Consider the following 12,036-nt stretch of genomic DNA (forward strand, 5'->3'; position numbering starts at 1 on the left):
AAAGTATGTTTGCCGAGATCGATACCGATCAGTGCTGACTCGCTCATGATGATGGCCTCCGAAAACAAAACACCCCGTGAAAGCGTAGCCCTCACAGGGTGTTGGGGGTGACCATCTCATTAACCGGATCGCCAGCACAAACACCGCCGGCACCGCCAGCACCAGGAAGATGTCGCGCCAGCCGATCAGCGGCAGCAAAAAGTACGACAGCACCCCCGCCGCCACAAAACCCAACGGCCAGAAGCCATCCATCAACGCGATATAGCGCCCGCGCCCCTTGGCCGGAATCAGCTCCGAGAGCATCGACTGCGCGATCGGAAACTCCATGCCCATGCCAATGCCGAGCAGGATGCGAAACAACGTCAGCGTCTCCACCGTCTGCGCCGTGGAACATAAGTAGCTGGCGATCCCCCACAACACGATGCTCCACTGGAACACCGGCTTGCGCCCGAAGCGATCGGCGAGCATCCCGGACAACGACGCGCCCACCACCATGCCGAAAAAACTCGAACTGGCCAGCAAGCCAGCCTGGGCCGTGCTCAGGCCGAACTCGGCTTTGATCGAGCCGAGCAGGAAAGTCATCATCGCCAGATCCATGGAGTCGAAGAAAAACGCCAGGGCGATGATGATAAAAATGACTCGGTGGTAACCGCTGATGGGCAACCGTTCCAGCCGTTCTGCCGCGCTATAGCCGTGCGTACCCATGCCCCATCCCCTGTGTGAATAATCCCCTCTGGGAGTGTGGGCCATGGTTTTTCCGGGTTATTGCTGGGTGCGACCTGATCGCAACTCTGAACGACGTCATCCAGGTCAGAGCGCGTCGGGCACGGCCAACCGGGTGATTTCCGCCAACCCGGTGTCGCTGACGAGCAAGGCGCGGGACTCGTTGACCGCACGGATCCAGTTCGACTGCAAAAACAGTTGCAATAGCCCGGCTCCCAGCGCGCCGCCCAGGTGCGGTTGCTGCTGGCTCCAATCGAAACAGTCGCACACCAGCGGCAAGGCCAGCGCCTGGGTGAAAATGCCCAGGCCGGCCAGGTGCTGCGCGCCTTTGACCGTGACTTGGGTGCGGAGCTCGTGGCGCTCGATCCAGCCGGCCGCGATCATCCGCTGATACAGTTGCGCCGCCAGCTCGCCGCCGAGGTGCCCATGGCATAACCGCGCATGGCGCAGCGGGGCCGGCGCCGCCAGGGTCAGCGGTGAAGCCTGCGGAGAGCTGCGCGCCGCACTGGCCATGGTGGTGCTGGCCAAGGCATCGATGGCGGTGCTGACATCCGCCGCCGCCACACGAAACAACCGCTTGCCGCGACGCGCTTCGACACGCAGCAAACCGCCGCCGGTAAGCCGCGCCAGATGGGCATTCGCCGAGGCCGGCGACAACCCCGTGAGCGTCGCCAGTTCCTGGGAAGACTTGGCCGAGCCGTCCATCAAGGCCCAGAGCATGGCGGTGCGTTTTGGCTCGGCGAGCAAGCTGGCAATCTGACTGATGCAAGGTGCCTGTTCCATGTGTTCACTCCTTGTTAAATCATTTCTCTGCTGTGGTTGGCGCCAAAGTATAGGTGCGCAAGCAGCCAGTTCCCCGGCGTCTGACAGCGCGGATAGGGACAGGATCTGAGTGAAATTTCCGGCTTTAGTGGAGGCTATTACGCACTGGTGAATTGTTCCGACCACTGCGCGGTCAATGTCGCACAACGGGACACGAGCATTTCCCGCAGCAGGTTGATGGGCTTACTCAACTGCGCGCGATGCGCGCATAACAGGTTGAGCGGCGTCCGCTCGCCGCGCAGCTCAGGCAGAATCACGCGCAAGCGTCCGGCGCGGACGTCGCTGCTCACATCCAACCAGGACTTGTAGGCGATGCCCACCCCGGCGACAGCCCATCGCCGTACCACGTCAGCATCGTCACTGAAGCGGTCGCCGCCGACAGTCAGGCTGACTTCGCGTTTGCCGTCATGAAACGTCCAGTGGTCATGCACGCGGGTGCCGAGCATATACAGCAGGCAATTGTGCTGGGCCAGTTGCTCCAGATGCCGCGGTTCGCCGTGGCGCTCGAGATAACTGGGGGCCGCGCACAGCACGCGCACGTTATCCGGCGCGACGGGCAGCGCGACCAGGCTGGAATCCTCCGGTTCGCCATAGCGCAGGGCGATATCCACCGGCTGGCGGAACAGGTCGGCAATGCGGTCGCCCAGCAACAGGCGCACCGTCAGTTGCGGATAGTCACGCTGGAACTCGTCGAGCCAGGGCAACAGCTGGTTGCGACCAAAATCCGAGGGTGCCGACAGTTGCAGCACACCGCTGACATGGTCCTGGCCACTGGCCAATAACCGCCGCCCTTCGTCCAGCGAGCTCAGCGCGGCGCGCGCATATCCGAGAAAACCGTCCCCTTCAGCGGTGAGGCGCAGGCTGCGAGTGGAGCGCGCCAGCAAGCGCGTGCCCAGTTGCTGTTCGATACGCTTCAACGCCGCGCTGGCCACCGCCGGCGACAGGTCCATGACCCGCGCCGCGGCCGACAGACTGCCCAGGTCCGCTGCGCGCACGAACAACTGCAAATCATCAAAGCGCAGCATCCAATTCCACCCATTATCAAAATATTGTTGAAACAGACTGCTGTTTTAGCCGCTTTTATCTGCATCGGAAATAGCCAATCATCTGCCCATCCCATACAGCCCGTGTCAGGAGTCGAATATGTCCGCTGCCTTTAACGTCATCGCCACGCTGATCGCCAAACCTGGCCAACAACACACCCTCGAGTCGCTGCTGCGCGGCCTGCTGGAACCGACCCGCCAGGAAGCCGGTTGCGAACAGTACGACCTGCACCAGGACCTGCAACATCCCGAGACGTTCTACATGCTCGAACGCTGGCGCGACGACGCGGCCCTGGGCGACCACGACCAGAGCGCACACATCCAGAGTTTCCGCGCCAAGGCCGCCGACGTACTCGCGCACTTCGAACTCAAGCGCCTGAAATTTCTTGCCTGATCACCGCGTTTTTTTGTAGGAGCGAGCTTGCTCGCGAAAATCGTAAACGATGACGCCGCGCTTTTGATTCAGCGCGGCCCCTGTGAGTTTTTCGCGAGCAAGCTCGCTCCTACAGTCAACTCCCTACTTCTGGAGCCCCCATGAAAGCCATTGCCTACTACGCCTCACTGCCGATCAACGATCCGAAATCCCTGCAAGACATCGAGCTGCCGGAACCAGTCGCCGGCCCGCGCGACCTGCTGGTGGAAGTCAAAGCCATCTCGGTCAACCCGGTGGACACCAAGGTCCGCCAGAACGTCGCCCCGGAAAACGGCGCCGCCAAGGTGCTCGGCTGGGACGTGGCCGGTGTGGTCAAGGCCGTCGGCAGTGAAGTGACGCTGTTCAAGGCCGGTGACAACGTGTTCTACGCCGGCTCCCTGGTACGCCCGGGCGGCAACAGCGAACTGCACACCGTGGACGAGCGCATCGTCGGCCATATGCCCAAGAGCCTGGGTTTTGCCGACGCAGCCGCCTTGCCGCTGACCGCCATCACCGCCTGGGAACTGTTGTTCGAACGCCTGCAAGTGCGCGAGGGTAAAAAGGACGAAGGCCAGAGCCTGCTGATCGTCGGCGCTGCCGGCGGCGTGGGGTCGATCCTGACCCAATTGGCCAGCCAGCTCACCGCACTGAAGGTCATCGGCACCGCGTCGCGCCCGGAAACCCAGGCCTGGGCCAAGGCCCTTGGCGCTGACCTGGTGATCGACCATAGCCAGCCGCTGAGCGAAGCTCTGAAACACGCGGGTGTGGCCCAGGTGACCCACGTCGCCAGCCTGACCCAGACCGACCACCATTTGGATCAACTGGTCGAAGCCTTGCAGCCCCAGGGCAAGCTGGCGCTGATCGACGATCCGAAGGCCCTGGACGTGAGCAAACTCAAGCGCAAGAGCCTGTCGCTGCATTGGGAGTTCATGTACACCCGCTCGATGTTCCAGACGCCGGACATGATCGAGCAACACAACCTGCTCAATCGCGTCGCCGAGCTGATCGATGCCGGCACCCTGAAAACTACCGTGGGCGAGCACTTCGGCGTGATCAACGCCGAGAACCTACGCCGCGCCCACGCGCTGCTCGAAAGCGGCAAGGCCAAGGGTAAGATCGTGCTGGAAGGGTTCTGAAAGAGGTCTGTCAGTGTCGTCCGTCATTCGTGTAAGTGATGGACGACACCACTAGTCAGGGAATTGACCTTTGTCATCATTGTGAACGTATTCGGGTTTATATTGGCGGCCTTTGCCACGATTCTTTTACGTGAGGAAGTCAGCAATGAAGATCCTGATAAAAGCGTTAGCAAAATCCCCGGGCAATAAATGGCAGGTCCGTCTCGACGGCGAACCCATCACCTTCCGCAGTGAGGCCGAAGCCCGCGCCTTCGCCGAGACCCTGCAAGCGCGCATCCAGGCGCCCCACCGTTTCCCACTCGACCAGCAACGCTCCGCCGCCGCTGGCTGACGTCTTTCAGACCTGCGCCTGTAGGGCACGTGCCCGTTGCAGGCGCTGGGTCGACAGTGCAATCGTCACCGCCAAGACCCCGCACAAGCTGATGACCATCGCCATCGGCATCGCCGTGCCGTCGTGCAACACGCCCACCAACGAAGCCGCCCCCGCTGCCACGCCGAACTGAATGCAACCGAGCATTGCCGAGGCGCTACCGGCTCGCGCGCCCTGCCCGCTCATGGCGCAGGCCGAGGTGTTGGGCAAAATGCAGCCCAGGCTGGCAATGCAGATAAACAGCGGCAGCAGCAACGGCCACAACGCATCGGTGCGCAAGGCCGCGACGCCGAGCAGCGCCAACGCCGCCAGCATGTAGAGCCACACCGTGCGCGACAGCAAGAACGCCGGCCCGCGCTTGGCGAGCAAGCGCGCATTGACTTGGGCCATCAGGATAAAGCCGGCGGCGTTGGAGCCGAATACCCAGCCGAAATGCTCGGCGGGCACGCCATAGAGTTTGATGAATACGAACGGTGAACCGGCAATGTAGGCAAACATCCCGGCAATCGAAATGCCCCCGGTCAGGGCGTAACCGAGGTAGACCCGGTCCGACAACAGGTCGATATAGCGGCGCAGCGACCCGGACAACGGTTGCCGAGGCTGATGGGCCGGAAAGGTTTCCGGCAAACCGACCGCCACCGCGATCGCGGCCATCACGCTGAACACCGTCAGCGCCAGGAAGATCGACTGCCAGCCCCACACCCCGACCATCAGCCCGCCCGCCAATGGCGCAAGGATCGGCGCCAGGCCGGTCACCAGCATCAGTTGCGAATACACCTTGGCCGAAGTCACCACATCACACTTGTCGCTGACCACCGCGCGGGAAATCACCATGCCCGCGCAACCGCCGAGGGCCTGCACGAAGCGTGCGCCGATCAGCCATTCCAAAGACGGCGCGTAGGCGCAGGCGAAGGAGGCCAGCGTAAACAACGTGACCCCGCTGAGCAGCGGCACACGACGACCAAAGCGGTCCGCCAGCGGACCGTAGATCAATTGGCCGATGGCCAGGCCGCCGAAATACACCGCCAAGGTCAGCTGGATATGTTTTTCATCGGTGGCGAACGCCGTCGCCATCGCCGGGAAACCCGGCAGGTAAAAGTCGATCGCCAGCGGCGCGAAGGCGCTCAAGGCGCCCAAAATCAGGAGTATGCGCAGGTTCATCAGGCACCCAAGTATGTCGGCAGCCCGACAGTCTAGCCGCGCTTGGGTGCGTTGAACATTACGATAGCTCGCTAACTATTAAATCAGGCGACGCTGTAGCCTTCTTCACGGATCAAGCCGGCGATCACGTCGCGGCTCAACTGGCTTTGCACGCTGACTTGCTTGGCCGCCAGGTCGACTTTCACTTCGGCTGCCGGGTCCTGATTCTGCACCGCCTGGGTCACTGCCCGGACGCAATGGCCGCAGGTCATTCCTTCAACGTTGAATACTTGCATGACATGACTCCTTTAATGAGGGTGGACGCAGTGTCGACCTTGCCACGATGGCAAGGTCAAGCGGCAAAAATAGCCGCCGGGCTGGTATTCGGTGACGCAGTCGGCCAAGCTTCACCCATCTTTGATGTGAACCACGGAGCATTCGCCATGCGCTGGTCGTTTTTTGGCCTTGTCGGCCTGATGAGTTTGTCTGCCGCTGCGCCCATGGCCAGCGCCGCCGAAGACTACGCGGTGTTGATCATTTCCCGCGAACGCCTGGAAGTACCGACCAACTGCGAGATCGGCCTGTACATCCAGGACCAGTTGGCCGGGCGCCTGTTCCAGGAACAGTCCACCTCGTTCAACCTGCCGGCCGGCAATGTGTCGCTGCGCCTGAAGCTGCTGCCGGGCCAATCGTCGGGTTGCCTGCCGGGCCTGTTGGCGCCACCCGCGCAGAACATCACGCTGAAGGCCGGTGATGTGCGCAAGTTGCGCATCGCCCAAGGCCCGGAAGGCATGTACCTCAAACCTGCGGCATTGGAATACTAAAGACGCTTGACCTTCCCCACAGGTCAAGGTTGATCCTAGGGGCAACTTCTTCAGGAGGACTGCCCCATGAATGGAACCACCACGTTTGACCTGCCCATCGGCGGCATGACCTGCGCCAGCTGCGCCGGGCGTGTCGAGCGCGCGCTGGGCAAGGTGCCGGGGGTGCAACGTGTCAGCGTGAACCTGGCCAACGAGCGCGCCCATATCGAGGTGCTCGGCCAGATGGACCCCGCCGTGCTGATCGCCGCCGTCGACAAGGCCGGCTACAGCGCGTCGCTGCCCCAAAGCGAAACCAAGACCGATGCCGATCAAGCCGAGCGCCTGCACCACGAGCGTTGGGCGCTGTTGCTGGCGATTGTGCTCGCATTGCCGCTGGTGCTGCCGATGCTGGCACAGCCCTTCGGCCTGCACTGGATGCTGCCGGCCTGGGTCCAGTTCGCCCTGGCCACGCCGGTGCAGTTCATCTTCGGTGCGCGCTTTTACATCGCCGCGTGGAAAGCCGTGCGCGCCGGCGCCGGCAATATGGACTTGCTGGTCGCGATCGGCACCAGCGCCGGTTACGGTCTGAGCCTGTATGAATGGCTCACCGCGCCCGCCGGCAGCATGCCGCACCTGTATTTCGAAGCCTCGGCGGTGGTGATCGCCCTGGTGCTGCTCGGCAAATACCTGGAAAGCCGCGCCAAACGCCAGACCGCCAGCGCCATCCGGGCCCTGGAAGCCTTGCGCCCGGAGCGCGCGATTCGGGTGGTTGACGGCCGCGAAGAAGACGTCGCGATCAACGCGCTCAAGCTCGGCGACCACGTGCTGGTCAAACCCGGCGAGCGCTTCCCGGTGGACGGGGAAGTGGTGGACGGCCAAAGCCATGCCGACGAAGCGCTGATCAGCGGCGAAAGCCTGCCAGTGCCGAAACAACCAGGCGACAAGGTCACCGGTGGCGCGATCAACGGCGAAGGGCGCTTGCTGGTCCGCACCGTGGCCCTCGGCGCGGAAAGCGTGCTGGCGCGCATCATCCGCCTGGTGGAAGACGCCCAGGCGGCCAAGGCACCGATCCAGAAACTGGTGGATAAAGTCAGCCAGGTGTTCGTGCCGACGGTGCTGGTGCTGGCGTTGCTCACGCTGCTCGGCTGGTGGCTGTACGGCGCTTCGCTGGAGACTGCGATCATCAATGCGGTCGCCGTGCTGGTGATCGCCTGCCCGTGCGCCCTCGGCCTGGCCACACCAACTGCGATCATGGCCGGCACCGGCGTGGCGGCGCGTCACGGTATCCTGATCAAGGATGCCGAAGCGCTGGAGCGCGCCCACGCCGTCAGCGCGGTGGTATTCGACAAAACCGGCACGCTCACTTCCGGCACGCCGAAGATCGCCCACTTGGCGGCAGTCGACGGCAACGAACCGCTGCTGCTGCAACAGGCCGGCGCCTTGCAACGCGGCAGCGAACACCCGCTGGCCAAGGCGGTGCTGGATGCCTGCCACGAACAAGGGCTAAACGTGGCCGATGTGAGCGCCAGCCAGTCCCTGACCGGGCGCGGCATTGCCGGCACCCTCGACGGTCGGCCGCTGGCCCTGGGCAACCGCCGTCTGCTGGAAGACAACGGGCTGGACGCGGGCGCACTGAACGCTTCGGCCAAGGCCTGGGAAGCCGAGGGCCGCACCTTGTCCTGGCTGATCGAGCAAGGCGCGCAACCGCGGGTACTCGGGCTGTTCGCTTTCGGCGACACTCTCAAGCCCGGCGCGCTGGAAGCCGTGGCCCAACTCAAGGCGCGGCACATCAGCAGCCATTTGCTCACCGGCGATAATCGCGGCAGTGCGCGGGTAGTCGCCCAGGCGCTGGGCATCGACGATGTCCACGCCGAAGTGCTCCCGGCCGACAAAGCCGCCACCGTCGCCGAACTGAAAAAAACCGGCGTGGTGGCGATGGTCGGCGACGGCATCAACGACGCCCCGGCCCTGGCCGCCGCCGACATCGGCATCGCCATGGGCGGCGGCACCGACGTGGCCATGCACGCTGCCGGCATCACCCTGATGCGTGGCGATCCACGCCTGGTGCCGGCCGCGCTGGAGATCAGCCGCAAGACCTACGCGAAGATCCGCCAGAACCTGTTCTGGGCCTTTGTGTATAACTTGATCGGTATTCCCCTGGCGGCGTTCGGCCTGCTCAACCCGGTGTTGGCCGGCGCGGCGATGGCCTTGTCCAGCGTCAGCGTGGTGAGCAATGCGCTGTTGTTGAAAACCTGGAAACCCAAGGATCTGGAGGACCCACATCCATGAGCATGAACATCGGCCAGGCGGCGCGTTCAAGCGGTTTGAGCGCCAAGATGATTCGCTACTACGAATCCATCGGCCTGCTCAAAGCCGCCCATCGCACCGAGAGCGGCTATCGCGTGTACGGTGCCGACGATTTGCACACCCTGGCGTTCATCAAGCGCTCGCGGGATCTGGGGTTTTCATTGGAAGAAGTCGGCAAGCTGCTGACGTTGTGGCAGGACCGGCAACGGGCCAGCGCCGATGTGAAGGCCTTGGCGCGCCAGCATATCGAGGAGCTGAACCAAAAGATTCTGGAGCTGGGGCAGTTGCGCGATACGTTGCAGGACCTGGTGGAACACTGCCACGGCGATCATCGGCCGGACTGTCCGATTCTCAAGGAATTGGCGTCGGGTGGTTGCTGCGCCTGAAGGGGTAAGGGGGTGTACACAAAACCAATGTGGGAGGGGGCTTGCCCCCGATAGCGGTGGATCAGTCAATATACGTATCGACTGACACGGCGCTATCGGGGGCAAGCCCCCTCCCACATTTTTAGATCTTCTATTGCCTGAAGATCACTTCCACGCGTCGGGTGGTGGTTGCGCCTGAAGGGGGTAAGGGGTGTACACAAAACCAATGTGGAGGGGGCAAGCCCCCTCCCACATTTTTAGATCTTCTATTGCCTGAAGATCACTTCCACGCGTCGGGAGGTTGCTGCGCCTGAAGGGGGTAAGGGGTGTACACAAAACCAATGTGGGAGGGGGCTTGCCCCCGATAGCGGTGGACCAGTCAATATACGTATCGACTGACACGGCGCTATCGGGGGCAAGCCCCCTCCCACATTTAGATCTCCAATTACCTGAAGATCACTTCTACACTTTTTAGATCTCCAATTGCCTGAAGATCACTTCCACACTGTTTATATCGACAACAGCTTGGGGGGTCACTGCATCCAAGGCGGTGGCGGTGGTTCGTCAGGCGTTTTGCTCGGTGGCGCATCATCCGCCGCGCGAGCCGCCTGGCGCCGCTCTTCGTCCAGTCGCGCCGCTTCGATCTCGCGGATCACGCCGCCCACGTCGGCCAGTTCTTCCGGTTCGTCGAACTCGCCGGTCAAGATGCTGGCCGGGTGCAAGGTGCCGGCTTCGTACAGCGCCCACATTTCCTTGGCGTACTTGGTCTTCTTCAGCTCCGGGGCAAAGCGCCCGAAGTAGGAAGCCATGTTGCCCACATCCCGCTCCAGCATGTTGAACGCGTGGTTGTTGCCCGCCGCATCCACCGCCTGGGGCAGGTCGATGATCACCGGGCCGGTCGGCGTGAGCAGTACGTTGAACTCCGACAGGTCACCATGCACCAGGCCGGTACACAGCATCAGCACGATCTGGGAGATCAGGAACGCGTGGTACTCGCGTGCCTGGTCCGGCTCCAGCACCACGTCGTTCAGGCGCGGCGCCGCATCGCCGTACTCGTCGGCCACCAGCTCCATCAACAGCACGCCTTCAAGGAAGTCATACGGTTTGGGCACGCGAACGCCCGCGCCGGCCAGGCGGAACAACGCCGCGACTTCGGCGTTCTGCCAAGCATCTTCGGTTTCTTTCTTACCGAATTTTGAACCCTTGGCCATCGCCCGGGCCTGCCGGCTGTTACGGACCTTTCGGCCTTCCTGGTATTCGGACGCTTGACGAAAACTTCGTTTGTTCGCCTCCTTGTAAACCTTGGCGCAACGCAATTCGTTGCCGCAGCGCACCACATAAACAGCTGCTTCTTTACCACTCATGAGTGGGCGCAGCACTTCGTCGACCAGACCGTCTTCGATCAGGGGTTCAATGCGTTTAGGAGTCTTCATCAGCTTTTATTGTGGGTCCTTTATTACCAAACACGCGTATGGCACTCGTTATACGGCAATCGGCTCGCCTCGGGGAGGGGCTACCGAGCTTTGACCACCGAAGAATGCATCCAATATGCCAGTTTTCCACGCAATTCAGCGTTCAATGATCGCTGTCACGCCCTGCCCTCCGGCGGCACAGATTGAAATCAGCCCGCGCCCCTTGCCCGCGACGTCCAACAGCTTGGCCAGGTTGGCGACGATACGCCCGCCCGTCGCGGCAAACGGATGGCCGGCGGCCAGGGAACTGCCCTTGACGTTGAGGCGGCTGCGGTCGATCGAACCCAGCGGCGCGTCCAGCCCCAGGTGCGTCTTGCAGTAGTCCGCATCTTCCCAGGCCTTGAGCGTGCACAACACTTGGGCAGCGAATGCTTCGTGGATCTCGTAGTAATCGAAGTCCTGCAGTGTCAGGCCATTCCTCGCCAGCAAACGCGGCACGGCGTACACCGGCGCCATCAACAGGCCTTCGGCGCCGTTGACGAAATCCACCGCCGCCGCTTCGCCGTCGCGCAGGTAAGCCAGGATCGGCAAGCCGCGCTCCCTGGCCCAGGCTTCGCTGCCGAGCAACACCAGGGAGGCGCCGTCCGTCAGCGGCGTGGAGTTGCCAGCGGTGAGCGTGCCTTTGGCGCTGCGCTCGAAGGCGGGCTTGAGGCCGGCGAGTTTTTCCAGGGTCAGGTCGGGGCGCAGGTTGTGGTCGCGGGTCAGGCCCAGAAACGGGGTGAGCAAATCGTTGTGCCAGCCTTCGGCGTAGGCCGCGGCCATTTTCTGGTGGCTCTCCAGGGCGAGCTGGTCTTGCTCGGCGCGCGGAATCTGCCAGGTCTGCGCCATCAGCTCACAGTGCTGACCCATAGATAAACCGGTGCGGGGTTCGCCATTGCGCGGCAGCTCGGGTTTGAGGTGATGGGGACGGAGTTGTAACAAAAGTTTTAGTTTGTCCGCCAAGGATTGGCTGCGGTTGGCCTGCAGCAGAATCTTGCGCAGCCCTTCGTTCACCCCGATCGGTGCGTCGGACGTGGTGTCCACCCCACCGGCAATCCCGCATTCGATCTGGCCCAGGGCAATCTTGTTGGCCACCAGCAACGCCGCCTCCAGCCCGGTGCCGCAGGCCTGCTGAATGTCATAGGCCGGGGTTTGCGGCGACAGGCGCGAACCCAGCACGCATTCGCGGGTCAGGTTGAAGTCGCGCGAATGCTTGAGCACCGCGCCGGCGACCACCTCGCCCAGGCGCAGGCCGTGCAGGTTGTAGCGCTCGATCAGGCCTTCGAGGGTCGCCGTCAGCATCGCCTGGTTGCTCGCCGTGGCATACGGGCCATTGGAGCGGGCGAAAGGAATGCGATTACCGCCAATGATCGCTACACGGCGCAATTGAGTCATGGAAAGCTCCCTGTCGGTTGTGGGGTAAGTCGTTCAGACTAGCCTAGGCTCAATCGAACGACTGCCGCC

13 protein-coding genes are annotated in these 12,036 nt (G+C 62.7%); 6 read left to right on the forward strand and 7 right to left on the reverse strand.

Annotated features, from left to right (window positions below):
• The 3 genes from TU80_RS28900 to TU80_RS28910 all read right to left on the reverse strand — a co-directional run.
• The coding region (locus tag TU80_RS28900) for an MFS transporter (protein WP_248843153.1) at nt 1-705 on the reverse strand (705 nt) is incomplete at its 3' end.
• 105 nt (nt 706-810) lie between these two features.
• The gene (locus TU80_RS28905) at nt 811-1,506 is read right to left on the reverse strand and encodes an ArsR/SmtB family transcription factor (protein WP_017849636.1); all 696 of its coding nucleotides are present in this window, start codon (nt 1,504-1,506) and stop codon (nt 811-813) included.
• A gap of 137 nt (nt 1,507-1,643) precedes the next feature.
• Nucleotides 1,644-2,570 (reverse strand): LysR family transcriptional regulator, encoded by a 927-nt coding sequence (locus tag TU80_RS28910; RefSeq protein WP_017849637.1) that lies wholly within the window; start codon nt 2,568-2,570, stop codon nt 1,644-1,646.
• Nucleotides 2,571-2,688: 118 nt separating this feature from the next.
• Between TU80_RS28910 and TU80_RS28915 the strand changes: the two genes are divergently transcribed.
• The 3 genes from TU80_RS28915 to TU80_RS28925 all read left to right on the forward strand — a co-directional run bounded on the left by TU80_RS28915 (nt 2,689) and on the right by TU80_RS28925 (nt 4,467).
• Nucleotides 2,689-2,982 (forward strand): putative quinol monooxygenase, encoded by a 294-nt coding sequence (locus tag TU80_RS28915; RefSeq protein WP_057005965.1) that lies wholly within the window; start codon nt 2,689-2,691, stop codon nt 2,980-2,982.
• Between the two features lie 140 nt (nt 2,983-3,122).
• Complete coding sequence (locus tag TU80_RS28920) at nt 3,123-4,136, forward strand: zinc-binding alcohol dehydrogenase family protein (RefSeq protein ID WP_057005966.1); 1,014 nt, start codon at nt 3,123-3,125, stop codon at nt 4,134-4,136.
• A gap of 145 nt (nt 4,137-4,281) precedes the next feature.
• Entirely contained in the window at nt 4,282-4,467 is a 186-nt protein-coding gene (locus TU80_RS28925; protein WP_057005967.1) for a hypothetical protein, read from the forward strand.
• Between the two features lie 6 nt (nt 4,468-4,473).
• Here the strand turns inward: TU80_RS28925 and TU80_RS28930 are convergent, their stop codons facing one another.
• Together TU80_RS28930 and TU80_RS28935 are read right to left on the reverse strand one after the other, a co-directional pair.
• The gene (locus TU80_RS28930) at nt 4,474-5,667 is read right to left on the reverse strand and encodes a multidrug effflux MFS transporter (protein ID WP_017849642.1); all 1,194 of its coding nucleotides are present in this window, start codon (nt 5,665-5,667) and stop codon (nt 4,474-4,476) included.
• A gap of 83 nt (nt 5,668-5,750) precedes the next feature.
• Complete coding sequence (locus TU80_RS28935) at nt 5,751-5,942, reverse strand: heavy-metal-associated domain-containing protein (RefSeq protein ID WP_017849643.1); 192 nt, start codon at nt 5,940-5,942, stop codon at nt 5,751-5,753.
• 147 nt (nt 5,943-6,089) lie between these two features.
• On the opposite strand from TU80_RS28935, the gene TU80_RS28940 reads away from it, so the two are divergent.
• The 3 genes from TU80_RS28940 (at nt 6,090) to cueR (ending at nt 9,142) form a co-directional block, all read left to right on the forward strand.
• Entirely contained in the window at nt 6,090-6,470 is a 381-nt protein-coding gene (locus TU80_RS28940; protein WP_046384837.1) for a hypothetical protein, read from the forward strand.
• Nucleotides 6,471-6,536: 66 nt separating this feature from the next.
• A complete protein-coding gene (locus tag TU80_RS28945; protein ID WP_057005968.1) occupies nt 6,537-8,738 on the forward strand; it encodes a heavy metal translocating P-type ATPase in 2,202 nt (733 codons plus the stop codon).
• A 2-nt stretch (nt 8,739-8,740) separates the two neighbouring features.
• Entirely contained in the window at nt 8,741-9,142 is a 402-nt protein-coding gene (cueR, locus tag TU80_RS28950) for a Cu(I)-responsive transcriptional regulator (RefSeq protein WP_026140370.1), read from the forward strand.
• 512 nt (nt 9,143-9,654) lie between these two features.
• Here the strand turns inward: cueR and TU80_RS28955 are convergent.
• The gene (locus TU80_RS28955) at nt 9,655-10,554 is read right to left on the reverse strand and encodes a PA4780 family RIO1-like protein kinase (RefSeq protein ID WP_017849647.1); all 900 of its coding nucleotides are present in this window, start codon (nt 10,552-10,554) and stop codon (nt 9,655-9,657) included.
• A gap of 135 nt (nt 10,555-10,689) precedes the next feature.
• The gene (locus TU80_RS28960) at nt 10,690-11,967 is read right to left on the reverse strand and encodes an acetyl-CoA C-acetyltransferase (protein ID WP_017849648.1); all 1,278 of its coding nucleotides are present in this window, start codon (nt 11,965-11,967) and stop codon (nt 10,690-10,692) included.
• Nucleotides 11,968-12,036: the final 69 nt, after the last annotated feature.

It is taken from the genome of Pseudomonas veronii, assembly GCF_001439695.1.
GTDB classification, from domain to species: Bacteria; Pseudomonadota; Gammaproteobacteria; order Pseudomonadales; family Pseudomonadaceae; genus Aquipseudomonas; species Aquipseudomonas veronii.